This is a genomic window from Streptomyces sp. NPDC015345 (genome assembly GCF_043078805.1).
Classification (GTDB): Bacteria; Actinomycetota; Actinomycetes; order Streptomycetales; family Streptomycetaceae; genus Streptomyces.
This window is the reverse complement of sequence record NZ_JBIBTX010000003.1, coordinates 353,954-378,028: the sequence shown is the minus strand read 5'-3', so window position 1 is coordinate 378,028 and position 24,075 is coordinate 353,954. Positions and strand designations below refer to the sequence as shown.

24 protein-coding genes are annotated in these 24,075 nt (G+C 71.4%); 14 read left to right on the top strand and 10 right to left on the bottom strand.

The genetic code is table 11. The features are described 5' to 3' along the window. Positions 1–138 precede the first annotated feature (138 nt). Positions 139–927, top strand: a complete 789-nt coding sequence (locus ACF062_RS13985; RefSeq protein ID WP_392137994.1) for a hypothetical protein — start codon at positions 139–141, stop codon at positions 925–927. 65 nt (positions 928–992) lie between these two features. Here ACF062_RS13985 and ACF062_RS13980 read toward each other — a convergent pair whose 3' ends face one another. Both ACF062_RS13980 and ACF062_RS13975 read right to left on the bottom strand, forming a co-directional pair. Continuing rightward, the gene (locus ACF062_RS13980; protein ID WP_392137992.1) at positions 993–1,505 is read right to left on the bottom strand and encodes a hypothetical protein; all 513 of its coding nucleotides are present in this window, start codon (positions 1,503–1,505) and stop codon (positions 993–995) included. Between the two features lie 41 nt (positions 1,506–1,546). Next, positions 1,547–2,689, bottom strand: coding sequence for a magnesium and cobalt transport protein CorA (locus ACF062_RS13975; protein WP_392137991.1), 1,143 nt, complete (start codon positions 2,687–2,689; stop codon positions 1,547–1,549). Positions 2,690–3,199: 510 nt separating this feature from the next. Here ACF062_RS13975 and ACF062_RS13970 point away from each other — a divergent pair. Then, positions 3,200–3,784 carry a suppressor of fused domain protein gene (locus ACF062_RS13970; protein ID WP_392137989.1) on the top strand — a complete coding sequence of 195 codons (585 nt, stop codon included), beginning with the start codon at positions 3,200–3,202 and terminating at the stop codon, positions 3,782–3,784. 40 nt (positions 3,785–3,824) lie between these two features. Here ACF062_RS13970 and ACF062_RS13965 read toward each other — a convergent pair whose 3' ends face one another. Further along, positions 3,825–5,078: an MFS transporter gene (locus ACF062_RS13965; protein ID WP_392137987.1), complete on the bottom strand. Its 1,254-nt coding sequence runs from the start codon at positions 5,076–5,078 to the stop codon at positions 3,825–3,827. Between the two features lie 177 nt (positions 5,079–5,255). Between ACF062_RS13965 and ACF062_RS13960 the strand changes: the two genes are divergently transcribed. The 3 genes from ACF062_RS13960 to ACF062_RS13950 all read left to right on the top strand — a co-directional run bounded on the left by ACF062_RS13960 (position 5,256) and on the right by ACF062_RS13950 (position 7,619). Then, the gene (locus ACF062_RS13960; RefSeq protein ID WP_356574648.1) at positions 5,256–5,897 is read left to right on the top strand and encodes a DUF6758 family protein; all 642 of its coding nucleotides are present in this window, start codon (positions 5,256–5,258) and stop codon (positions 5,895–5,897) included. 95 nt (positions 5,898–5,992) lie between these two features. Then, complete coding sequence (locus tag ACF062_RS13955) at positions 5,993–6,859, top strand: PHP domain-containing protein (RefSeq protein ID WP_392137985.1); 867 nt, start codon at positions 5,993–5,995, stop codon at positions 6,857–6,859. Positions 6,860–7,013: 154 nt separating this feature from the next. Continuing rightward, positions 7,014–7,619, top strand: coding sequence for a MarC family protein (locus tag ACF062_RS13950; RefSeq protein ID WP_356574732.1), 606 nt, complete (start codon positions 7,014–7,016; stop codon positions 7,617–7,619). Between the two features lie 91 nt (positions 7,620–7,710). On the opposite strand, the gene ACF062_RS13945 is transcribed toward ACF062_RS13950, so the two are convergent. Continuing rightward, positions 7,711–7,863 (bottom strand): hypothetical protein, encoded by a 153-nt coding sequence (locus ACF062_RS13945; RefSeq protein WP_162933566.1) that lies wholly within the window; start codon positions 7,861–7,863, stop codon positions 7,711–7,713. A 237-nt stretch (positions 7,864–8,100) separates the two neighbouring features. Between ACF062_RS13945 and ACF062_RS13940 the strand changes: the two genes are divergently transcribed. Further along, the gene (locus tag ACF062_RS13940; RefSeq protein ID WP_392137984.1) at positions 8,101–9,030 is read left to right on the top strand and encodes an NYN domain-containing protein; all 930 of its coding nucleotides are present in this window, start codon (positions 8,101–8,103) and stop codon (positions 9,028–9,030) included. Positions 9,031–9,047: 17 nt separating this feature from the next. Here ACF062_RS13940 and ACF062_RS13935 read toward each other — a convergent pair whose 3' ends face one another. Together ACF062_RS13935 and ACF062_RS13930 are read right to left on the bottom strand one after the other, a co-directional pair. Further along, entirely contained in the window at positions 9,048–9,947 is a 900-nt protein-coding gene (locus ACF062_RS13935; protein WP_392137982.1) for an alpha/beta fold hydrolase, read from the bottom strand. A 262-nt stretch (positions 9,948–10,209) separates the two neighbouring features. After that, positions 10,210–12,390, bottom strand: coding sequence for a DEAD/DEAH box helicase (locus ACF062_RS13930; RefSeq protein WP_392137980.1), 2,181 nt, complete (start codon positions 12,388–12,390; stop codon positions 10,210–10,212). Positions 12,391–12,844: 454 nt separating this feature from the next. On the opposite strand from ACF062_RS13930, the gene ACF062_RS13925 reads away from it, so the two are divergent. Further along, the gene (locus tag ACF062_RS13925) at positions 12,845–13,603 is read left to right on the top strand and encodes a ferritin-like fold-containing protein (protein WP_223776621.1); all 759 of its coding nucleotides are present in this window, start codon (positions 12,845–12,847) and stop codon (positions 13,601–13,603) included. Positions 13,604–13,682: 79 nt separating this feature from the next. Here ACF062_RS13925 and ACF062_RS13920 read toward each other — a convergent pair whose 3' ends face one another. The 4 genes from ACF062_RS13920 to ACF062_RS13905 form a co-directional block, all read right to left on the bottom strand. Beyond that, entirely contained in the window at positions 13,683–13,952 is a 270-nt protein-coding gene (locus ACF062_RS13920; protein ID WP_223776622.1) for a hypothetical protein, read from the bottom strand. Positions 13,953–14,144: 192 nt separating this feature from the next. Beyond that, complete coding sequence (locus ACF062_RS13915; RefSeq protein ID WP_194138286.1) at positions 14,145–14,372, bottom strand: DUF3107 domain-containing protein; 228 nt, start codon at positions 14,370–14,372, stop codon at positions 14,145–14,147. A gap of 151 nt (positions 14,373–14,523) precedes the next feature. Beyond that, complete coding sequence (locus ACF062_RS13910) at positions 14,524–15,165, bottom strand: TetR/AcrR family transcriptional regulator (protein WP_205040194.1); 642 nt, start codon at positions 15,163–15,165, stop codon at positions 14,524–14,526. Between the two features lie 184 nt (positions 15,166–15,349). Next, a complete protein-coding gene (locus tag ACF062_RS13905) occupies positions 15,350–15,574 on the bottom strand; it encodes a hypothetical protein (RefSeq protein ID WP_223776623.1) in 225 nt (74 codons plus the stop codon). A 172-nt stretch (positions 15,575–15,746) separates the two neighbouring features. Here ACF062_RS13905 and ACF062_RS13900 point away from each other — a divergent pair, with 172 nt between their 5' ends. From ACF062_RS13900 to ACF062_RS13870, 7 genes are all read left to right on the top strand, one after another. Next, positions 15,747–16,787: an alpha/beta fold hydrolase gene (locus ACF062_RS13900; protein WP_392137977.1), complete on the top strand. Its 1,041-nt coding sequence runs from the start codon at positions 15,747–15,749 to the stop codon at positions 16,785–16,787. A gap of 401 nt (positions 16,788–17,188) precedes the next feature. Then, positions 17,189–18,238, top strand: coding sequence for a DUF3152 domain-containing protein (locus ACF062_RS13895; RefSeq protein ID WP_392137975.1), 1,050 nt, complete (start codon positions 17,189–17,191; stop codon positions 18,236–18,238). An 82-nt stretch (positions 18,239–18,320) separates the two neighbouring features. Then, positions 18,321–18,413: an Ms4533A family Cys-rich leader peptide gene (locus ACF062_RS13890; RefSeq protein ID WP_317850838.1), complete on the top strand. Its 93-nt coding sequence runs from the start codon at positions 18,321–18,323 to the stop codon at positions 18,411–18,413. Between the two features lie 164 nt (positions 18,414–18,577). Beyond that, on the top strand, positions 18,578–20,308 hold the full coding sequence (locus tag ACF062_RS13885; protein WP_392137973.1) for an ABC transporter substrate-binding protein: 1,731 nt from the start codon (positions 18,578–18,580) through the stop codon (positions 20,306–20,308). Continuing rightward, a complete protein-coding gene (locus tag ACF062_RS13880; protein ID WP_392137971.1) occupies positions 20,305–21,243 on the top strand; it encodes an ABC transporter permease in 939 nt (312 codons plus the stop codon). Before ACF062_RS13885 ends, ACF062_RS13880 begins: the two co-directional genes overlap by 4 nt. Next, complete coding sequence (locus ACF062_RS13875) at positions 21,240–22,247, top strand: ABC transporter permease (protein ID WP_392137969.1); 1,008 nt, start codon at positions 21,240–21,242, stop codon at positions 22,245–22,247. Before ACF062_RS13880 ends, ACF062_RS13875 begins: the two co-directional genes overlap by 4 nt. Then, a complete protein-coding gene (locus ACF062_RS13870) occupies positions 22,244–23,863 on the top strand; it encodes a dipeptide ABC transporter ATP-binding protein (RefSeq protein ID WP_392137967.1) in 1,620 nt (539 codons plus the stop codon). Before ACF062_RS13875 ends, ACF062_RS13870 begins: the two co-directional genes overlap by 4 nt. The last annotated feature ends 212 nt before the right edge of the window (positions 23,864–24,075 follow it).

Genomic DNA, 24,075 nt, shown 5'->3' with positions numbered 1-24,075 from the left:
TTCAGGCTAGCCCGTCCCGGTCGGATACGCCCCGGCGGAGGGTCCGGACGGACTGGCTCCGATCCGCCGCGCCGACCCGGGTACGCTGCCGTACTGCCGTAGCCGTAGAGGTCGTCCGTACGAGAGGCAGCGCCACCTGTGACTGCACTTCCCCTGGCCAGCCGCGCCCGCAGGGCAGCGTTCGTGAGCGCGATGTGCGTGGGCGTGGTCACGGCGGTCACGAGTCTTGCCGGGTGTGGCAGCCCCGAGGATCCGGACGCCGGCACGAACGGTGTCGGGAAGCTCTCGGCGCCGAAGATCCAGGGCAAGTCGAGCAGGCTGGCGCAGGCGGCGTCGGCGGTCCGGCTCTCCGGCACGGTGGTGAGCAAGGGGCACACCTACACCCTCGACATGCGCCTCAAGGGCAAGGGCGGCACCGGCTCGGTCACCTCCAAGGGGCAGACGTTCCGGCTGCTGCGGGTGGGCGAGGACCTGTTCCTGAAGGCCGACTCGCGGTTCTGGACGCACGACGACAACGACAACGGCAGCGGCAAGGGTGACGGGACGCCTCAGAAGGCGGACGAGGCGGCGGCCGCGAAGCTCGACGGCAAGTACGTGAAGGTCCCGAAGGGCGACCCCGCCTACGAACAGCTGAGCGGCTTCACGGACAAGGACGTGCTCCTGGAGGGACTGCTCACCCTGCACGGCGAACTGGCCAAGGGTGACCGGGGGAAGTCGGGCGCCCTGCGCACCATCAAGATCACCGGCGATGAGGGCGCGGGCGGCACGCTGAGCGTGGCCCTGGACGGAAAGCCGTACCCCCTGCGTCTGGACCGCGGCGGCCACGCGGGCACCCTCAAACTCACCGACTGGAACAAGGACTTCCCTCTCCAGGAGCCGAACAAGTCCGAGATGGTCGACTACGGCAAGCAGCTCCCGACGTCGTAAGCCGTGCGCCATTCAGAAGAAGCGAGCCCGGGAGGGGCAGGCTTCAGGGAGCAACGGCACTGACCTCAGCGGCGCTTGCGCTTGAACAGCAGCCGGGGAAGCCCCGCGGGCACCGCCTGGCGGGTGGTGGCCTCCGTGGGCAGCGGAGCCGCCGCGAGCGATCCCGAGGGCAGCTCCGTCGTCGCCTCCAGCGGAGCGAGCCGCACGACCCGGCACTCCTCGGCCCAGCGCTGCGGCATCCGCTCCGCGTCGAGCGCGTTCAGCCGCTTGCCCTTCAGTTCGGCGACAGTGGCCTCCCACTCCTCGGAACCGGCCGCGAGCTCGCTCACCGTCGCCGTCCAGGCGATGACCCGGCCGCCCTTGTCCTTGCTGCGTACGGTCACCTCGGCGCGCCCGCCGTCGACGATCCCCGGCAGCGGCTGCTCGCCCGGCCCGTCGCCGACGAGGCACGCGGCGCCCTCGTGCCAGACGTGCCACAGCGCCCGCGCGGGGGAGCCCTCGCCCCGCACCCAGATGAGGCCGGACTTCTTGGTGGCCTCCTCGACGAGGGCGGGGCCGAGCAGCGCGTCAGCAGTCATGGCGGCAGCCTATCGAGTGACGGCCGGGGCGGGCCGCCCCGTCACAGCCAGCCGTTGCGCTTCAACGTCCGGTGGATCGCGAAGCAGACGCCGCCGATGAGAGCGAGGACCATCGGGTACCCGAACCGCCAGTGCAGCTCGGGCATGTGGTCGAAGTTCATGCCGTAGACCCCGCAGACCGCCGTCGGCACGGCGATGATCGCCGCCCACGAGGTGATCTTGCGCATGTCCTCGTTCTGCGCGACGGCGGCCTGCGCGAGGTTAGCCTGGAGGATCGAGTTGAGCAGTTCGTCGAAGCCGACGACCTGCTCCTGGACACGCGTCAGGTGGTCGGCGACGTCACGGAAGTACTTCTGGATGTCGGGGTCGACGAGCCGCATGGGCCGCTCACTGAGCAGCAGCATCGGGCGCAGCAGCGGCGAGACGGCCCGCTTGAACTCCAGGACCTCGCGCTTGAGCTGGTAGATCCGCCCGGCGTCGACACCGCGCGCGGTCCCCTTGCCTTTGCTCGGCGCGGAGAAGACCTCGGTCTCGACCTCGTCGATGTCGTCCTGCATCGCGTCGGCGACCGCGAGGTAGCCGTCGACGACGTGGTCGGCGATGGTGTGCAGGACGGCGGAGGGCCCCTTGGCGAGCAGCTCCGGGTCCTCCTGGAGGCGGCGGCGCAGGGCGCGCAGCGAGCCGTGTCCACCGTGCCGGACGGTGATGAAGAAGTCCCGGCCGGTGAAGCACATCACCTCGCCGGTCTCCACGACCTCGCTGGTGGCGGTGAGTTCCTCGTGCTCGACGTAGTGGATGGTCTTGAAGACCGTGAACAGCGTGTCGTCGTACCGCTCCAGCTTGGGCCGCTGGTGCGCGTGGACCGCGTCCTCCACGGCGAGCGGATGCAGCCCGAACTCGGCGGCGATACCGGCGAATTCGGCCTCGGTCGGCTCGTGCAGACCGATCCAGGCGAAGCCGCCCTGGCGGCGCACCTCCAGCATCGCCTCGTGCGGGGAGAGGGCGTCGGCGCACTCCAGGCGCCGCCCGTCGCGGTAGACGGCGCAGTCGACGACGGCGGAAGCGGCGTCACGGGTCGCGTCATAGGCGTACCCGGACGATGACGACGTCGCGGCGGAGTAGGGGGTGCCGTCCTTGCGCAGTGAGGGGCGGACGGCGGCACGAAGGTCGCGGATCATCGACATGGGCAGGCTCCTTCGAGGGGAGGCCGCCTACGACGGGTGGAACTGCCCGGAATGGGGACGTCCTGCTGCGGGAATGTTTGGCACGTCCACAAAGCGGGGAGCACCGCACCGTCGCGGTGGCAGCTTCGCTACTGACACAGATCAGGGAACTCAGACAGATCAGGTGGAAACGAAGTGCTCTTCCGTCGCACCCGGCACGAACAGCGCATGCGGTGCATGCGGCACGTGCCTGTGCTTGTGCAGCTACGGAGCTGCGTGATTCACCGGGCGGAAGAGCGGGTGGTACTGCACGGTCGACTTCGGTCCATTGCAGCCCCACCTCCTCCGGCCGGTCCCCCGTAAGGGAAGTCCCATGCGCCCTCTGCACCCGTGGCGCAAAGTCAGTGTCTGTCCGCAGGGCTTGAAAGCGACGCTTCTGCGTGCTGCCCTGAGCCAGCGGCCAACACTATCAGCCGACCGCAGTGTCAAGCCCCCGCTTTGCCCTTCACTGACGAGTTCTATGCTCACGTCATGGCTGATGTTCTTGCGCTGGTCGAGGCCCGTCTCCGTACTGGCCTCGGAGAACCGGACGCGCGTGCGGCGGTGACCTTCCTCGGCACCGACCGGATCGAAGTGCTGCGGTTCACGGACGGCGACGTAGTGCGCTACGCCACGCTCGGTATGTCCGCCCAGCCGATGGCCGACCCCACCGCGGCCCTCGCCGACCCGGTCAAGGGCCCGCGCGCCGAACTGGTCCTCTCGGTACGCGCGGGTCTCGCCGACACGGACAAGGTGCTGCGGCCCCTCGCGGTGCTGGCGGCCTCCCCTCAGGTCGAGGGCCTGATCGTGGCGCCGGGCGCCTCACTGGACGTGGGCGAACCCCTGTGGCCGGCCGCGCCGTTCACCTCGGTCCTGGTCGCCGAGTCCGGCGGCCTGGTGGAGGACCTGGATCTCGACGCTCCCATGGACCCCGTACGGTTCCTGCCCCTGCTGCCCATGACGCCGAACGAGGCGGCCTGGAAGCGGGTGCACGGCGCGGCGGCCCTCCAGGAGCGCTGGCTGACCAGCGGGACGGACCTGCGCGATCCGCTGCGCAGGTCGGTGTCCTTGGACTGACCGGGCGGAAGTGCCGTGCGGGGCCTGCCATATGCGGGCCTCAGCCGGCGAAGACGCCGACCCCGTCCTCCGTCGCATGCTTCGGCTCCAGTTCCTCGGCCTCGTGGGTGAGGGAGGCCCGGCGCACCCAGACCACGAGTGCGCCGAGGACCGCCGTGACGGCCGCGACGACGAACGGCATGTGGATGTCGCTCCACTCCTCGATCTTCGGTGCGAAGAACGGCGCGGCGGCCGCGGCGAACCACCGGACGAAGTTGTAGCCGGCGCTGGCCACCGGTCGCGGCGCGGCGGAGACGCCGAGGGCCAGTTCGGTGTAGACGGTGTTGTTCACGCCGATGAAGGCACCGGACAGGATCGTGCAGACGATGGCCGCGGTGTGGTTGCCGTATCCGAGCACCAGCACGTCCATGGCGAGCAGCACCAGGGAACCGCCGAGCACCTTCAGGGACCCGAAGCGTTCCTGGAGCCGGGGCGCGACGAGCACCGAGAAGACCGCGAGCAGCACGCCCCAGGCGAAGAAGACGGCGCCCGACTTGTACGGGGTCATGTCCAGCACGAACGGCGTGAACGCCAGCACGGTGAAGAACGTGTAGTTGTAGAAGAAGGCCGAGGCCGCCGCCGAGGCGAGCCCGCCGTGGCCGAGGGCCTTGATGGGGTCGAGCAGGGACGTCTTCCGCGCGGGCCTCGGCTGCTCCTTGAGGAACGCCGTGATGCAGAGGAAGCCGATCGCCATGAGTACGGCGGTGCCGAAGAACGGATAGCGCCAGCTGGCGTCGCCGAGCAGCGCGCCGACCAGGGGCCCGCAGGCCATGCCGAGGCCGAGCGCCGATTCGTACAGCAGGATCGCGGCCGCGCTGCCCCCGGCCGCGGCGCCGACGATGACGGCGAGCGCGGTCGACACGAAGAGCGCGTTGCCGAGCCCCCAGCCCGCGCGGAACCCGACCAGCTCACCGACCGATCCGGAGGTGCCGGACAGACCCGCGAAGACCACCACGAGCGCGAGGCCGAGGAGCAGCGTCTTCTTGCCGCCGATGCGGCTGGAGACGAAGCCGGTCACCAGCATGGCGAGGGCCGTGATCAGGAAGTACGAGGTGAAGAGGAGGGAGACCTGGCCGGCGGTGGCGTCCAGGCCCTCGGCGATGGAGGGCAGGATCGGGTCGACGAGCCCGATGCCCATGAAGGCGACGACGGAGGCGCCAGCCGTGGCCCACACCGCCTTCGGTTGCCGCAGGATGCTGCCCGCTCCGGCGTCGAACGGGTCCCCTTCGGCGGGGCCTCCTGTCCTGCTGTTCATACAGCCGCTCCTTCACTGCTTTCGCGTTCAGTGCCGCGCAGAGTTCGTTGATGTATACATATATTAAGTTAGATAGGCTAAAGAGTGCAAGCTACATCTAAATTCTCCTGGTGACGGGGCCACCGGACGGGTGATCGTCCTTGACGGGGCGGCGACCGAAGAGGACCGTTGGTCGCTATGAGGGGCGAACCCAGTTGCCCGAAGTGTGGTGGCCGGGTCAGGGCTCCCGGTCTCTTTGCCGACTCCTGGCAGTGCGATGTGGACGGCACCGTGCACCCGCTGCAGCCCGTGATCCCGCCCAGCGTCGAGGCCCTCCAGGTCGTCGTGCACCGTGCGCAGGTCCCGGTGTGGATGCCATGGCCCCTGCCGGTCGGCTGGCTGTTCACCGGTGTGGCGTGCGCGGGCGACGACAGGAGCGGCGGTCGCGCGACCGCCGTGGCCTGTTCGGGCCCCGCCCCGCTCGGCGGCGTCGGCGAACTGGTCCTGGTCGCCGAGGAGCTGGGCGTCGGCCTCGGCGCGCGGTACGCGGGCATCGACGGCCCCGACCCCGGCCCCTACATGAGCGTGGACCAGCCCGCGCACGCCAAGGTCCACGCCGCCGGGCGGCCCACGCCGCTGTGGCACGTGTCGGCGACGCCGGACGACCGCGCCGTCTTCGCGGGCGAGGCGCGGGGCCTGTGGCTGTGGGCCATCGCGTGGCCGGAGCAGTCGGGACTCCTGATGTACGACGAGCTGGTGCTCACCGACCTGCGGGACGCCGGCGCCGAGGTGGACCTGGTGCCGTGCGGGGCGCTGTCGCCGCGGCTGCTCACGCCGTGAGCGATGCCTCGTCCGGGGCGGCCGGGGGAGCGTTCGATTCCCGTTATCCTTGAGCGTCCCCGCCGTCCGCCCGTCAGAGCCCTGGAGTCAGCGCCGTGCGCATCGATCTGCACACTCACTCCACCGCCTCCGACGGCACGGACACCCCGGCCGAGCTGGTGCGGAACGCCTCGGCCGCCGGTCTCGACGTCGTCGCGCTGACCGACCACGACACCACCCGCGGGTACGCCGAAGCGATCGCCGCGCTCCCCTCGGGCCTGACCCTCGTCACGGGCGCCGAACTCTCCTGCCGCCTCGACGGCGTGGGGCTGCACATGCTGGCGTACCTCTTCGACCCCGAGGAGCCGGAGCTCGCCCGCGAGCGCGAACTGGTGCGCGATGACCGGGTGCCGCGCGCGAAGGCCATGATCGGCAAGCTCCAGGCGCTCGGCGTGGACGTGACCTGGGAGCAGGTCGCCCGGATCGCGGGCGACGGCTCGGTCGGCCGCCCGCACATCGCCGAGGCGCTCGTCGAGCTGGGCGTCGTGCCCACCGTCTCCGACGCCTTCACGCCCGAGTGGCTCGCCGACGGCGGTCGCGCGTACGCCGAGAAGCACGAGCTCGACCCCTTCGACGCGATCCGCCTGGTGAAGGCGGCCGGCGGCGTCACCGTCTTCGCGCACCCCGCCGCCGCCAAGCGCGGCCAGGTGGTGCCCGAGAGCGCGATAGCCGAACTCGCTGCGGCGGGCCTCGACGGAATCGAGGCGGACCACATGGATCACGCGCCCGAGACGCGCGCCCGGCTGCACGGTCTCGCCGCGGACCTCGGCCTGCTGGTCACCGGCTCCAGCGACTACCACGGCACCCGCAAGACGTGCGTGCTCGGTGAGTTCACCACCGACCCCGAGATCTACGGTGAGATCACCCGCCGGGCCACCGGGGCGTTCCCCGTGCCCGGGGCGGGCGGAACCCCGGCCGCGTAACGCTGCCGCGTCCGCGCGCACTGCCTCCCTCACCCTCGCTCTCACCCTCCCCCTCGCTCCACTGTTCCGCTGTTCCGGGCCGGTGACCGCCATGCCCTGCGCCCGGCGGCATCCGGTGCGGCTCCTTCGTACGACTCTCCGCAAGGCCATCACTGTGTTCGACGTCGCCGTCTTCGGCTCCCTCTTCCTCACGCTCTTCGTGATCATGGACCCTCCAGGGATCACCCCGATCTTCCTCGGCCTGACCGCCGGCCGGCCCGCCAAGGTGCAGCAGCGGATGGCCTTCCAGGCCGTCTGCGTCGCCTTCGGCGTCATCTCCGTCTTCGGCCTCGTGGGCCATCAGATCCTCGACTACCTGCATGTGTCCGTTCCGGCGCTGATGATCGCGGGCGGCCTCCTGCTGCTGCTCATCGCGCTCGACCTGCTCACCGGCAAGACGGACGAGCCGAAGCAGACCAAGGACGTCAACGTCGCGCTGGTCCCGCTCGGCATGCCGCTGCTCGCCGGGCCCGGCGCGATCGTCTCGGTGATCCTCGCCGTCCAGGACGCCGACAGCGTCGGTACGCAGATCTCCGTCTGGTCGGCGATCGTGGCGATGCACGTGGTGCTGTGGCTGGTCATGCGGTACTCGCTGCTGATCATCCGCGTCATCAAGGACGGCGGCGTGGTGCTCGTGACGCGGCTCGCGGGCATGATGCTGTCCGCGATCGCGGTCCAGCAGATCATCAACGGCGTGACGCAGGTGATCAACGGGAGCTGAGCTCCACGCTCCGTGTCCGTCCCGCCGGGGATGGACGCGGACGCACGAAGGGCCCCGTACGGCTTTCGTACGGGGCCCTGTGTCGTCTGCGTTACGAGGCCGAGGACTCGGCCGGTCGGATGTAGATGCGCTGGCCTATCGCTGCGGCCTGCTGCACGATCCGATTGACGGAGGCGGCGTCCACGACGGTGCTGTCCACGGCGTTGCCATCGACGTCATCGAGTCGCATGATTTCGAAGCGCATGAGGCTTCTCCCTTCGTCTGGTCATCCTCCTGAAGGAGAACTACTGGAGATGGCCAGGCTGTTTCCCGGCCATGAAGTGTCGGTTGCGGGCTTCCTGTGCCCGCGTTCCTGATGGGTACAACGAGTTGCCCCGTGCAAACATTCCCTACGCTAAGGAAATTTTTCGAGTACCTAATTACCCGTGGGTAGCGGCACCGGTTGTGTTCGCTGTGTGACCAGCGGGAGACTGGGTTCCCTATGAACAACGTCGAACACAGCGCGGCCGACCACGGTGTCGCAGCGCACCTCAGCGCCCAGCTGGAGCGCGCCAACGGGCTGCTCGAACGCGTGCTCGCGGAGGTGGCGAAGACCCCGTCCACGCACGCGATCTTCGTCGACGCCGGATACCTGTACGCGGCCGCGGGCCGGCTCGCCGCGGGCACCGAGGACCGGCGGTCCTTCGATCTCGACGCCGAGGGCCTCATCGAGGCGCTCATCGACAAGGCCCGCACGATCTTCGCGGACAGCCGGCTGCTGCGCGTCTACTGGTACGACGGGGCCAGGCGCCGCATCCACACCACCGAGCAGCAGTCGATCGCCGAGCTGCCCGACGTCAAGGTCAGGCTCGGCAACCTGAACGCCAACAACCAGCAGAAGGGCGTCGACTCCCTCATCCGCAGTGACCTGGAGTCCCTGGCCCGGCACCGCGCCATCAGCGACGCGGCCCTCATCGGCGGCGACGAGGACCTGGTCTCGGCGGTCGAGGCGGCGCAGGGGTACGGCGCGCGGGTGCACCTGTGGGGCATCGAAGCACCCGACGGCCGCAACCAGGCGGAGCCGCTGCTGTGGGAGGTCGACAGCCAGCGGACGTTCGACCTCGACTTCTTCAAGCCGTACGTGTCCCGGCGCGCCGCCACGACGACGTACGAGGCGGGGCCCGACGCGCAGCGCCCCACCCGTGAGGACGTCCGCTTCGTCGGCGCGCAGATCGCCGCGAAGTGGCTGGCGGCGCGGGGGCGGGAGGCGCTGGTGGGCCTCCTGCCCGGGCATCCGTACCTGCCCGGGTCGGTGGACCAGGAGCTGCTGGTGGAGGCGGAGCGGATGCTCCAGTACTCGCTGCGGGGGCAGTCCGATCTGCGCAGGGCGCTGCGGGACGGGTTCTGGGACCACCTGCGGACGCAGTACTGAGACTGGTTCTGGTTCTCTTAACCGTCCTCGCGTCGGCCGAGGCCGTCCCAGAAGCCGGTCACGGCCGCGGCCGTCTCCTCGGGGCGGTCCGTGTTGGGGGAGTGCTCGGCGCCGGTGATCACCGTGCGGTGGGCGCGCAGGCGGCGTGCCATGTCGTCCAGGAGCGGCACGGGCCAGGTGTCGTCGCGCTCGCCCGAGACGACATGCTTGGGCAGTGCGGTGGCGGCGAGTTCGGCCACGCGGTCCGGCTCCGTGGAGAGCTGCCTGCCGGTCGCGATCAGCTGGGCGGGGTTGTGGCGCAGCCAGCGGGCGTGCAGGGCCGCGCTGTCGTCGCCGCCGTCCGCCCGGGCGCCGCCGGTGTCCGTGTCCTCCGGGGGCGGCGGCTCCATGGCCCGCATGGCCTGCCACACCTCCTCCATCGTGAGCACCGCGAGGGCGTCCGCCAGCATCTTGGCGCGGGCCTGCTGGGTGGGGGTGATCGCGGCGGGGCCCGAGGACATCAGCGTGAGCGAGGCGAAGGCGCCGGGGTCAAGGAGCACGGCGGCGCGGGCGATCTGGCCGCCGAGAGAGTGGCCGAGGAGATGGGGCGGCGCCGGCTCCGCCAGGGCCGCCGTCTGTGCCAACACGTCGCGGGCCAACTCCGCCTGGGCGTACGCCGATTGGTCGTCCGGGCCCGGTGACTCGTACTGGCCCCTGCCGTCCACGGCGACGGCGCGGTAGCCGGCGGTGGCCAAGGGTTCCAGGAGGGCGATGAAGTCCTCCTTGCTGCCGGTGAAGCCGGGGAGCAGGAGGGCGGTCCCGTTGACCCGGGTGCCCTCGGGCGGGAGTGCGTCGAGGACGGCGAAGTCGCCGCGGGCGGTGTGCAGGACGCGTGCGGTCGTGCACGGCGGCGGCGTGAAGGTGGGAGGCCTGCTCATGGGGCGAGGCTAACGGGTTCTGGCCGGTGGGCCTCGGGCGGGTTCTCGGGCCCGGTTCGGCGGTGCCCGGGGTCTCGGTGGCCGTTTCCGCCGCTGCGCGGCGGGCTGCCCCACCCACCCGCCCGGCACCCCGGAGCGGATGAGTGGGCGTCGCCCTGTTCTGCTTCGCGGCCAGGTGGCCGGGCGGCCGGCTGCTCGGATACGCGCGAAGGCCCGCCCCTGGTTCGGGGCGGGCCTTCGGTGGTGCGAGAACGGCGGAGGCTCAGCTCTCCGTGGCCTGCGCGGGCTCCGCCTTCTTGCGCGTGCGACGGCGCGGGGCCGCGACAGGCGCCTCGGCCACGTCCGCGACCGGCGCGGCGGCGGCCTTGCGCGTACGGCGCTTCGGCTTCGGCTCCTCCGTCGACTGCGCGGGGATCTCAGCCTCGACGACCGGTTCGGCGGCCTTGCGGGTGCGGCGCTTGGGCTTCTCCTCGGCCGGAGCTTCGGCGGCGGCTTCGGTCACCGGTTCGGCGGCCTTGCGCGTGCGGCGCTTCGGCTTCTCGGCAGCCGGAGCTTCGGCGTCTGCCACGGGCTCCGCGGCCTTACGGGTACGGCGCTTCGGCTTCTCCGCGACCGGGGCTTCGGCCTCGGCGGCCTTACGTGTCCGACGCTTCGGCTTCTCCGCCACCGGCGCCTCGGCGTCGACCACGGGCTCCGCTGCCACGGCCGGCGCGGCAGCTTCGGCGACGGGCTCGGCAGCCTTGCGCGTACGGCGCCTCGGCTTCTCCGCGACCGGGGCCTCGGCGTCGACCTTGACCTCGGCTTCGGCGACGGGCTCGGCGGCCTTGCGCGTGCGGCGCCTCGGCTTCTCCGCGACCGGCGCCTCAGCGGGCTCGGCGACGGGGGCCTTCGGCTCCGTGACCGTCGGCTCGGCGGCGGTCACCGCTTCGGCGGCGGCGCCACCGCGCGTCCGGCGGCGGCGGCGCGGGGTGCGCGGCTCCGTCGGCTCGGCGGCTGCCGGAGCGGACTCCTCGACCACCGGAGCGGTGGCCGTGGCCGCCGACGCCGGGGCCGTGGTGTCCAGGGGGGACCCGGCACGCGTACGGCGACGGCGTCGCGGCGTACGCGCGGGGCGCTCCTGATCGGCCGACGCGGAGCCGGGACCCGAAGCGGAACCGGAACGATCCCGGTCACGGTCACGATCCCGGTCACGGCCGCGATCACGGTCGCGGTCCTGTGAACGGCCGCCGCGGCCGCCACGGCCGCGCCCGCCGGTCTCGCCGAGGTCCTCGATCTCCTCCGCGCCCAGACCCGCACGGGTCCGCTCGGCACGCGGCAGCACACCCTTGGTGCCCGCCGGGATGTTCAGCTCCTCGTACAGGTGCGGGGAGCTGGAGTACGTCTCGACCGGGTCGTTGAAGCCCAGGTCCAGCGCCTTGTTGATCAGCTGCCAGCGCGGGATGTCGTCCCAGTCGACCAGCGTGATCGCGATGCCCTTGGCGCCCGCGCGGCCGGTGCGGCCGATGCGGTGGAGGTACGTCTTCTCGTCCTCGGGCGACTGGTAGTTGATGACGTGCGTGACGCCTTCGACGTCGATGCCGCGGGCGGCGACGTCGGTGCAGACGAGCACGTCCACCTTGCCGTTGCGGAACGCTCGCAGGGCCTGCTCGCGCGCGCCCTGGCCGAGGTCGCCGTGGACGGCGCCGGAGGCGAAACCGCGCTTCTCCAGCTGCTCGGCGATGTCGGCGGCGGTGCGCTTGGTGCGGCAGAAGACCATCGCGAGCCCACGGCCGTCGGCCTGCAGGATGCGGGAGATCATCTCCGGCTTGTCCATGTTGTGCGCGCGGTAGACGAACTGCGCGGTGTTCGCGACCGTCTGGCCCTCGTCGTCCGGCGCGGTGGCGCGGATGTGCGTGGGCTGCGACATGTAGCGACGGGCCAGGCCGATGACCGCGCCCGGCATGGTCGCCGAGAACAGCATGGTCTGGCGCTTGGCCGGCAGCATGTTGATGATCTTCTCGACGTCGGGCAGGAAGCCCAGGTCGAGCATCTCGTCGGCCTCGTCGAGGACGAGGCACTTGACGTGCTTGAGGTCGAGCTTGCGCTGGCCCGCGAGGTCCAGCAGGCGCCCCGGGGTGCCGACGACGATGTCGATGCCCTTCTTGAGGGCCTCGACCTGCGGTTCGTAGGCACGGCCGCCGTATATGGCGAGGACGCGGACGTTACGCGCCTTGCCGGCGGTCAGGAGGTCGTTCGTCACCTGCTGGCAGAGCTCGCGGGTGGGGACCACGATGAGGGCCTGCGGCGCCTCGGTCAGCTGCTCGGGCTCGGCGCGGCCCGCCTCGACGTCGGCGGGGACGATCACCCGCTCCAGGAGCGGGAGACCAAAGCCGAGCGTCTTGCCGGTGCCGGTCTTGGCCTGGCCGATGACGTCCTTGCCCGAAAGGGCGACGGGGAGGGTCATCTCCTGGATGGGGAAGGGATTGATGATGCCGACGGCTTCAAGTGCCTCGGCCGTCTCGGGAAGAATCCCGAGCTCTCGGAAAGTCGTAGTCAGGGCTATGCCTCTTCTGTGAGACGCGGCGTGAGGCGAACGCTGGGGGTCGTGACCGTGCCACTACCGCCGGCTGCTTGGGGGGCTGGCCGGGGGCGCGGGACCACTGCCTGCGCTCGAGCGCTCTTACCGCTGAGGTTCCCTCCTCGTGCCGTACGCATCTGCGCGTACCGCCCGGAGGGCTGTCGGGTCGGAGCCGATCGGGCCACCGACCGGGCATCCTCATTCGTACGGCCCGTCGAATATTCGGCAGGCGCATTACCACTGTACCCCGGAATCTCGCATGCGTGTCCGGCGAATTCGTCACATGGTCGTCGTCACAGTGACTGACCAGGACCTTACGGCTTACGGCAGGCGGGCTATTGTGCGCTTCATGGAGACGCCTGACACCCCCGCCGAATCCGCCCCCGAGTCGCCCGCCGAACCCACCGGAGTCGCCGCCCAGGACTGGGCGAAAGCTTCTGCCGAGCCCCACTACCGCGCGGCGGTCGTCGACCTGCTCGGCGCGCTCGCCTATGGGGAGCTCGCGGCGTTCGAGAGGCTCGCGGAGGACGCGAAGCTGGCGCCGACCCTCGGCGACAAGGCGGAGCTGGCGAAGATGGCGTCGGCGGAGTTCCACCATTTCGAGCAGTTGCGGGACCGGCTGTCGGCGATCGGCGCGGAGCCGACCGAGGCCATGGAGCCCTTTGTGGCGGCGCTCGACGGTTTCCACCGGCAGACCGCGCCGTCCGACTGGCTGGAGGGCCTCGTCAAGGCGTACGTCGGCGACTCGATCGCCAGTGACTTCTACCGCGAGGTGGCGGCCCGCCTCGACGCCGACACGCGCGAACTCGTCCTCGCCGTCCTCGACGACACCGGGCACGCCAGCTTCGCCGTGGAGAAGGTGCGCGCCGCGATCGAGGCGGACCCGCGGGTCGGCGGACGGCTCGCCCTGTGGGCGCGGCGGCTGATGGGCGAGGCGCTCTCGCAGTCGCAGCGGGTGGTCGCGGACCGGGACGCGCTCTCCACCATGCTGGTGGGCGGAGTCGCGGACGGGTTCGACCTGGCCGAGGTCGGGCGGATGTTCTCTCGGATCACCGAGGCGCACACCAAGCGGATGGCTGCGTTGGGGCTTGCCGCCTGAGACCGTTGTCGGGCGCGGGTGGTCGTGGGCTGAGCGCGCAGTTCCCCGCGCCCCTTGCAGGCACCCCTGCGCGCCCCCGTCACGCCGTCGCTGAGCGGTGCATTCCGGCTCGGGTCGGGCGGAGCAGCAGGGACAGCAGGGCCGCAGAGACGGCCACCGCTCCCAGCATGACCGCGGGGGCGTGGCCGGGGCCGAGTGCCATGTGGGTGATGAAGGCGCCGATGAGGGCGCCGGCGGGGCCCGTCGACAGGACCAGGCTGCGCGCGGGCAGCCGGTGCGCCAGCCGGTGGGCCGCGGCCCAGGCCAGCGCGAGGCCCAGCAAGGTGGAGCCGAGTGCTTCCAGAATCACGGTGGTGCCCTCCTTCGCGGCCAGGTGCAAATCGGTCGTAGCCGGTCTACCCCTGGCGGCCGGAACGCAACCCTCCATGATCCGGAGGGCTCCACTGCCACCGTGTACGGCAACACGCGCGCACGGCAACGCATGAGTACGGCCCGGCGGTCGAGAGAACCGCCGGGCCGTACTCGTACTCGTATGCGCGTCCTACAGGGCGCTGAAGCCCACCTTGCGCGCGGTGGGCTCGCCGAGCTCCACGTACGCGAGGCGGTCGGCCGGAACCAGGACCTTGCGGCCGTGGTCGTCCACGAGGCTCAGCAGCGGCGACTTGCCGGTCAGCGCCTCGGACACCGCGTGCTCGATTTCCTCGGCGCTCTGGCCGCTCTCCAGCACGATCTCGCGGGGCGCGTACTGCACGCCGATCTTGACCTCCACGGCTTTGTCCCTCCGACGGTCAGTCTGTGCGCGGCCGTCCGCGCCGTACCCAGCACACATTAGCCCGGTGAGGGGATGTGGACGGCCGCTGCCGTGCACGCCGGTAGCGAACACGGAGCGGGAACAAAGAGGCGGCAGCCGGGGTGCGGCGTCAGTGGCCCTCGGTGCCGTGCAGCGGGAAGCCCGCGATGCCGCGCCAGGCGAGCGAGGTGAGCAGTTCCACCGCCTTGTCGCGCGGGACCGTGCTGCCGCTGGCCAGCCAGTACCGGGCGACCACCTGCGAGTATCCGCCGAGGCCCACGGCCAGGAGCATCGCCTCGTCGCGCGGCAGGCCGGTGTCCTCGGCGATGACCTCGCAGATCGCCTCCGCGCACTGGAGGGTGACGCGGTCCACGCGCTCGCGGACCGCGGCCTCGTTCGTCAGGTCCGACTCGAAGACCAGCCGGAAGGCGCCGCCCTCGTTCTCGACGTACGCGAAGTAGGCGTCCATCGTCGCCGCGACGCGCAGCTTGTTGTCCGTGGTGGACGCCAGGGCCGTGCGCACCGACTGGAGCAGCGACTCGCAGTGCTGGTCGAGCAGGGCCAGATAGAGGTCGAGCTTGCCGGGGAAGTGCTGGTAGAGCACCGGCTTGCTGACCCCGGCGCGCTCGGCGATGTCGTCCATCGCGGCCGCGTGGTAACCCTGTGCGACGAAAACTTCCTGGGCCGCGCCGAGAAGTTGATTGCGCCGGGCACGACGCGGCAGGCGAGTGCCCCGCGGGCGTGCCGCCTCTGTCTGCTCGATGGCTGTCACGCCGCCTCCCAAATCGTCCGATGTGCGGTGAGCGCCGCGCCGCCATCGTACTTTTCGGTAACAGTGATGTGTGCGGTGCGGGCGCAGAATTTCACGGACTGGACCGCCGCAGAAGGGCTTCGCGGCGGTGCGTAGCGGGGCAAACACGGTCAGGCCGTGTCGGCCGCCGTTCTTGGGGGACGGCTCAGCGGTAGTCGTCCTCGTCGAGATCGACCACGCGGGCCTGTTCGGCGAGGTCCGCCACATTGGCGGCGTTCGGGTCGGCGTCCTTCAGTGAGTCGTCCCTGCTCGGGGCGAGATCGGCCTGCTGCTCGGCGGCGTCCGCCTCCGGGGTCTCCAGATCCGCCTCGGCTGTGCTCGCGTCGTCTTCCGGCTCGAAGGTCTCGGGGTCGGTCGGGTCGACACTCATGTGTGGCTCTCTCTTCCCTTGCGGTACTGGCGGCCCTTCGTGAATGCGAGTGCCCTCTTCGCCCGCTTTCTATGAGCGTAGGAGACGCCCGGATGTGGCGCTACGCGATCCGTGCGCGACCTGTGACGGCGAACACGTGAGTCAGCGCGTGATCGTCTCGTAACATTGCCGCATGTCTTCGACCGAGCTGCCGAATCTGCTGGCCGCCACCGCCGCGCCCAAGCCCGGTGCCGTCGCGGTCGCGGAGGGTGAGCGGCTCGGCTCGGTCGGCCTGCCGGGGCTCACCCTGACCGTGCGCTCACGGCCCCCGGTCCGCCCCGGGCTCCCGCCCGCCCTTTTCGTGCACGGACTCGGCGGCTCCTCGCAGAACTGGTCGGCCCTGATGCCACTGGTCGAGGACGTCGTCGACTGCGAGGCCATCGACCTGCCGGGGTTCGGTGACTCCCCGCCGCCGGACGACGGGAACTACTCGATCACCGGGCACGCCCGCGCGGTCATCCGCTACCTCGACGCCCGCGCCCGTGGCCCCGTCCACCTCGTCGGCAACTCGCTGGGCGGCGCCATCACCACGCGCGTCGCCGCGGTGCGGCCCGATCTCGTACGCACGCTGACGCTGGTCTCGCCCGCGCTGCCCGAGCTGCGCGTGCAGCGCACGGCGGTGCCGACCGGGCTGCTCGCGGTGCCCGGAGTCGCCGGGCTTTTCACGCGGCTCACCAGGGACTGGACCGCCGAGCAGCGGGTCCGCGGAGTCATGGGGCTCTGTTACGGCGATCCGGCCAAGGTCACGCCGGAAGGTTTCAGCGCGGCTGTCCGCGAGATGGAGCGCCGGCTTCAGCTCCCCTACTTCTGGGACGCGATGGCACGCTCGGCGCGCGGGGTCGTGGACGCGTACACGCTGGGCGGCCAGCACGGGCTGTGGCGGCAGGCCGAGCGGGTGCTCGCGCCCACCCTGCTGGTGTACGGCGCGCGGGACCTCCTCGTCTCGTACCGCATGGCACGCAAGGCGGCCGCGGCGTTCCGTGACTCGCGGCTGCTCACGCTGACCGAGGTGGGGCACGTGGCGATGATGGAAGATCCGCGGAGCGTGGCCACCGCTTTCCGTGAACTGCTCCTGGACGCGGGGGAGTCGAGCGGGGCGGGGGGTGCTCGGGGGGTTCGTTCCCCTGGGGCCGAGGCAGGCCCCTGTGACGCCCGTACGGGTTCGGGGAGCTGAGGCGACGCGTGGGACGACACAGCCGCCGCGGCCCGGCAGCCACACCCGACAACAAGAGCACCACGGGTACTCCGCAGGCACAGGGCGCCGACGCCGACGCCGGTGCCCGCCCGCGGTCCGGCGCGCAGCCCGGCCCGGGGACGGGTCGTCGCAGGCGGGCGCCCGGGGGTGACGGGGCGCCGCCCGCGCACGGCACGCCCGCGCATGAGGCGCCCCCGCAGTCCCCGCTTTCCCCCGGGGCTCCGGAAGTCCGCGGTGGGCATCCGGAGCAGCGGGAGCCCGGCGGCGGCTGGGGCGATGCCTCCGGTGGCGGCGCGGGGCCGAGTGCCGGGGCCGGGCAGAGCGGATTGCCGCGACCGTCGCGTGCCCGGCGCGGGCGGCAAGGGCCCCGCCAGGACTACGTGGCCGCCTTTCCCGAGGGTGCCCCGGAGGGGGCGGGGCAGGGCGCGCCACCGCCGCCCCACGACCCGTACGCCTCCGTCACCGAATGGACCGAGAGCCCCGCGCACCGGGCCGACGGTGGGGCCGAAGACTTCTCCGCCGACGCCGGCCCCAGTGACGGCAGCAGTGACAGCGACGGTGGCCGCGGCTCCGCCGGTGCCAGGAGGGGCGGGCGGGCCCGCGTCTTCACCGGCATCGCGGCCGCCGCCGTGACCACCGTGCTCGCGATCGTCGTGGCGGGCCAGGTCGCCGACGGCGCCGACGACTCCGATGTCCGCCCCCAGGCCGCCCCCGGCGGTGGCGCGCGCGACACCGAGGATCCCGCCTCGCGCTCCGACGAACGGCCGCCGCCCAAGGAGCCCGTCAAGGGTCCGGAAGCGGCCCCGGTGACGTACGAGCAGAAGATGGGCAAGAAATACCCGCTGGACGCCGACCTCAAGGGCTCCGGTGACTTCGAGGTGGTTCCCGGATTCGACAAGGCGCCCGGAAAGGGGCAGCTCTACCGCTATCGCGTCGATGTCGAGAAGGGGCTCGGTCTGGACGGCGCGCTCTTCGCGCAGGCCGTGCACAAAACCCTGAACGACGACCGCAGTTGGGCCCATGACGGGGGCCGCGCCTTCCAGCGGATCTCGTCGGGAGAACCCCATTTCGTCATCACGCTCGCGAGCCCCGGGACGACCGCGGAATGGTGCGCGAAATCCGGTCTCGACACGACCCAGGACAATGTCTCGTGCGATTCCGCGGCGACGGAACGCGTAATGATCAATGCCTTCCGGTGGGCGCAGGGCGCCAAGACCTACGGCGACGCCGTCAAGAAGAAGTACGGCAGCGCCATTTTCCCGTACCGCCAGATGCTGATCAATCACGAGGTCGGGCACCGGCTCGGCTTCAATCACACGGACTGCACGGAGGACGGCGGCCTCGCGCCGGTCATGCAGCAGCAGACCAAGTTCCTGAATCACGACGGGATCAAGTGCAAGGCCAACCCCTGGGCGTACCCCGAGGGTTGAGCCGCGGCCGACGGGTCCGGAGCCGGCGTCCGGCGAGGGAGTCGCTTTGACATCCGTCGGAAGTTCGTTCATATTTCTGCGCATGTCGAACCGTCACGCCCCTTCGAGCGCCGCCATCGAGCTGGCGCTGCTCGGCGTGACCGCGCTCTGCGTGGCCGACATCCACTGTTGCTGACGCCCGCCCCGGCGAGTGCGTCGCTCTTTCCACGGCTCCGTTGTGCTGGTTCCGTCCCACAGCTCTGTGCCGTTTTTCTCCCCGCACCCTCCCCGGGGTCAGCTCTGCTCCATTTCCGCTGATCCGCCGCGTTTTCCGCGGTGTTCCCCGAGAGGTTCTCCCCGATGCGTCAAGCGTCCGTCACAGCCCGCCGCGTGGCAGCGGCATCCGTCAGCCTGGTCCTGGCCTCGGGCGTCGCCGCCTGCGCGGGTCCGAAGGGCGGCGGCGCCGGGAGCGGCGGTGACGGCGAGCCGGCGAAGGGCGGCACGCTCACCGTCCTCAACCGCGACCCGCAGACCGACTTCGACCCCGCGCGGCTCTACACCTCCGGCGGCGGCAACGTGCCGAGCCTCGTCTTCCGCACGCTGACCACCCGCAACCGCGAGGACGGTGCCAAGGGCGCCGAGGTCGTGCCGGACCTCGCCACCGACCTGGGCAAGCCGAGCAAGAACGCCACGGTGTGGACGTACACCCTGAAGAGGGGACTCAAGTACGAGGACGGTTCGCCGATCACCTCGGCGGATGTGAAGTACGGCATCGAGCGTTCCTTCGCCGCCGAACTCAGCGGTGGGGCACCCTACTTGGGGGACTGGCTGATCGGCGGGGACACGTACCAGGGCCCCTACAAGGACAAGAGCGGCAAGGGGCTCGAGTCCATCGAGACGCCGGACGAGCGCACCATCGTCTTCCATCTGAACAAGCCCGAGGGCGAGTTCCCCTTCCTGGCCACCCAGACGCAGTTCGCCCCTGTCCCCAAGAGCAAGGACAAGGGCACGAAGTACGAGGAGCACCCGGTCTCGTCCGGGCCTTACAAGGTCGTCAGGAACGAGAACGACGGCGAGCGGCTGCGCCTGGAGCGCAACCCCCACTGGTCGGCGAAGACCGACCCGGAGCGGAAGGCCTACCCGGACGTCATCGACGTACGCTCCGGCCTCGACTCGTCCGTCATCAACCAGCGGCTCTCCGCGAGCCAGGGCGCGGACGCCGCCGCCGTCACCACCGACACCAACCTCGGCCCCGCCGAGCTCGCCAAGGTCACCGGCGACAAGGAACTGGCCTCGCACGTCGGCACCGGCCACTTCGGGTACACGAACTACCTCGCCTTCAACCCGAAGGTGAAGCCCTTCGACGATCCCAGGGTGCGGCAGGCCATCTCGTACGCCGTGGACCGCTCCTCGGTGGTCAACGCCGCGGGCGGCTCCTCGCTCGCCGAGCCCGCCACCACCTACCTGCCGAACCAGAAATCCTTCGGGTACACGAAGTACGACCACTTCCCGGCGGGCCCGAACGGCAACCCCAAGAAGGCGAAGGAGCTGCTGAAGAAGGCCGGTCACGAGGACGGGCTGACCATCACGCTCACACACTCCAACGCCAAGGACTTCGAGACGAGCCCCGAGATCGCGACCGCGATCCAGGACGCCCTGAAGAAGGCCGGCATCACCGTCAAGCTGGCGGGCCTGGAGGAGAACGACTACTCCGACAAGATCCACAGCGCCCAGGACGAGCCCGGCCTCTTCCTCTCCCACTGGGGCGCCGACTGGCCCTCCGGCGGCCCCTTCCTCGCCCCGATCTTCGACGGGCGGCAGATCGTGAAGGACGGCGCCAACTTCAACACCGGCTTCCTGGACGACCGTTCCGTCAACGACGAGATCGACGAGATCAACAAGCTGACGGATCTCGACGCCGCCGCGAAGCGCTGGGGCGCACTCGACAAGAAGATCGGCGAGAAGGCGCTGACCGTGCCGCTCTTCCACCCGGTCTACAAGCGGCTGTACGGCAAGGACGTCCGGAACATCGTCATCAGTGACTGGACCGGTGTCCTCGACGTCTCCCAGGTCGCGGTGAAGTCGTCGTGACGCCTTTCTGGCGGCGGCTGCGCCGGCAGCCCGCCGTCCTCGTCGCGGCGGGCGTCGTCGCGCTGCTCGCCCTCGTGGCGCTCGCCGCGCCGCTGCTCACGGCCCTGGAGGGGCAGGACCCCACCACGTACCACCCCGAACTGATCGACTCGGCGCGCGGCGGCGTGCCGGTCGGGCCGTTCGGCGGGATCAGCGGCGAGCACTGGCTCGGCGTCGAACCGCAGACGGGGCGCGACCTGTTCGCGCGCCTCGTGTACGGGGCGCGGGTCTCGCTCGGCGTCGCGCTCGCGGCGACCGTCGTCCAGGTGTTCATCGGGGTGGCCGTCGGCATCGCGGCCGGGTTCGGCAACCGCTGGGTGGACCAGGTGCTCAGCCGCGCCACCGACGCCATCGTGGCCCTGCCGCTGATGGTCCTGGCGCTCGCGCTGATGGCGGTCGTGCCGAGCGGGTTCCCGCGGCCGGTGCTCGTGGCCCTGGTCATCGGGCTCGTCGCCTGGGGCTACCTGGCCAAGATCGTCCGCGCGCAGACGGTCACGCTCAAGGAACTCGACCATGTCGCCGCGGCGCGGCTCAGCGGTTGGGGTTCCGTGCGGATCGCCCGACGCGAGCTACTGCCCGCGCTCGCCGCGCCCGTCATCACGTACGCCGCGCTGCTGGTCCCCGCGAACATCACGGTCGAGGCCGCGCTCTCCTTCCTCGGCGTCGGCGTGAAGCCGCCGACCGCCTCGTGGGGGCAGATGCTCACCTCCGCTGACGTCTGGTACCAGGCGGCGCCGCAGTACCTGCTCTACCCGGCGGGCGCGCTGTTCGTGACCGTGCTCGCGCTCACCGTCCTCGGCGACGGGGTGCGCACGGCGCTCGACCCGCGGGCCGCCTCCCGGCTGCGGATCGGCACCGGGAGCGAGAGCGGGCGCGCGCGGGAGGCCCACTCATGACGGCGCTCACGCGGCCTGCCGGCTTCCTGCTGCGGCGCCTCACCGGCGCCCTCGTCACCCTCCTCGCCCTCTCCGTGATCATCTACGGGGTGTTCTACGCCGCCCCCGGCGACGTCGCCCAGATCACCTGCGGCCCGCGCTGCTCACCCGCCCAGGTCCAGCAGGTCGCCGAGCAGCTGCGCCTCGACGACCCGCTGTACGTCCGCTACTGGGAGTTCCTCCAGGGCCTCTTCGTCGGCCACGACTACTCGACCGGCACGGGCACCGAGCACTGCGGCGCGCCCTGCCTCGGCATCTCGTACCAGAGCGACCAGCAGGTCACCGCGCTGATCGTGACGAAGCTGCCGGTCACGGCGTCACTGGCGCTCGGCGCGATGGTGATGTGGCTGATCCTCGGCGTGGGCACCGGCGTGCTCTCCGCCTGGCGGCGCGGCCGGGTCAGCGAGCGCGTCCTGACCGCCCTCACCCTCGCGGGCACCGCCACGCCGGTCTTCGTGATCGGCCTGCTGCTGATGATCCTCGTCTGCGGCCGGCTCCAGTGGCTGCCGTTCCCGCAGTACGTGGCCCTCGGCGACGACCCGACGCAGTGGGCGTGGAATCTGCTGCTGCCCTGGCTCTCGCTCGCGCTGATCGAGGCCGCCAAGTACGCGCGGCTGACCCGCTCCTCGATGCTGGAGACCCTTGCCGAGGACCATGTGCGGACCTTTCGCGCGTACGGCGTGGGGGAGCGGTCGATCATCGGCAGGCACGCGCTGCGGGGCGCCGTGGCGCCGGTCATCGCGCTGACCGCCAACGACGTCGGATCGATGTTCGGCGGTGCCGTGCTCACCGAGACGCTGTTCGGCCTCCCCGGGATCGGGCGTGAGCTCGTGCACGCGGTCAAGGCCGTCGACCTGCCGGTGGTGGTCGGGATGGTCCTGGTCACGGGCTTCTTCGTGGTGTTCGCCAACGCCGTCGCGGACGTGCTGTACGCGGTGGCCGACCGGAGGGTGGTGCTGTCGTGAGTCTCGTCGAAGTGCGTGATCTGAGCGTGGAGTTCGCCTCCGGGGTACGTGCGGTCGACGGGCTCTCCTTCGCCCTGGAGGCGGGCGGCGCCCTCGCTCTCGTCGGCGAGTCGGGGTCCGGCAAGTCGACCGTGGCGTCGGCGCTCCTCGGGCTCCACCGGGGCACGGGGGCGCGCGTCGCCGGTGCCGTGCGGGTCGACGGCATCGACGTACAAGAGGCGTCCGAGACCGAGCTGCGGCGGCTGCGCGGCGGGAAGGCCGCGATGGTCTTCCAGGACCCGCTCTCCTCCCTCGATCCGTACTACGCCGTGGGCGACCAGATCGCCGAGGTGTACCGCGTGCACACCGGGGCGTCCCGGCGCGCGGCACGCGCGCGTGCCGTGGACGTGCTCGGCCGGGTCGGCATTCCCGACGCCGCACGCCGCTCGCGCTCGCGCCCGCACGAGTTCAGCGGCGGCATGCGTCAGCGCACGCTCATCGCCATGGCCCTGGCGTGCGAACCCGCGCTCCTGATCGCCGACGAGCCGACCACCGCGCTCGACGTCACCGTCCAGGCCCAGATCCTCGACCTGCTGCGCACGCTGCGGGACGAGACCGGCATGGGGCTGCTCCTGGTCACCCATGACGTGGGCGTCGCGGCGGAGAGCGCCGACGAGGTCCTGGTCATGCGGGGCGGGCGCGCGGTGGAGCGGGGCGCGGTGCGGGACGTCCTGGCGACGCCCAGGGAGGCGTACACGCGCGAGCTCCTGGGCGCCGTGCCGAGGGTCGACGCGCCGCTTCTGGCGCCATCCAGGGATGTGGGCGGGGGCGAGGGCGAGGGCGAGTTCGTGCTCGAAGCCGTCGGGCTGCGACGGGAGTTCGGGCGCGGAAAGCGCGCCGTCACCGCCGTCGACGACGTCTCGCTGGGCGTCCGGCGCGGGGAGACCCTCGGCGTCGTGGGCGAGAGCGGCAGCGGCAAGACCACACTGGGGCGCATGCTCGTGGGCCTGCTGGAGCCGAGCGCGGGACGGTTGCTGCACGAGGGCGCCGAGCGGCCCGGCGGCCGGGTGGACCCGAAGGTGCAGATGGTCTTCCAGGACCCCGTCTCCTCCCTCAACCCGCGGCGCTCCATCGGCGAGTCCATCGCCGACCCGCTGCGCGCGCGGGGCGAGGGCGACACCTTCGTACGGGGGCGTGCGCGCGAGCTCCTGGAGCGCGTGGGGCTCGAACCGGCGCACTACGACCGCTATCCGCACGAGTTCAGCGGCGGACAGCGGCAGCGCGTCGGCATCGCCCGTGCGCTGGCCGCCGAGCCGCGGATCATCGTGTGCGACGAACCTGTGTCCGCGCTCGACGTGACGACACAGGCCCAAGTGGTCGCCCTCCTCGCCGAGTTGCAGCGGGAGCTGGGCCTCGCGCTCGTCTTCATCGCGCACGATCTGGCGGTCGTACGCCAGGTCAGCGACCGGGTCGCGGTGATGAGACGGGGGCGGATCGTCGAGTACGGAAGCGTGGACGAGGTCTACGGCTCGCCGCGGGACCCGTACACGCGGCAACTGCTGGCGGCGGTGCCGTCGCTCGATCCGGAGGCGGCCGCGCGGCGGCGGACGGCGCGCGGGGAGCCGGCCGTGGTCTGACTCTCCGTGGTCTGACTCTCCGTAGCGGAAGAGGGGGCTCGGGACGCCGTAGCGCAACGGAACGCCACTGGCGCGGGAAAGTTACGACCGTTCACCCCTTTTGGTGGGGGGGGGGGGCCCCCCCCCCCGCCCCCCCCCCCCCCGCCCCCCCCACCCCCCCGCGGGGGCCCCCCCCCCCCCCCCCCCCCCCCCCCCCCCCCCCCCCCCCGCCC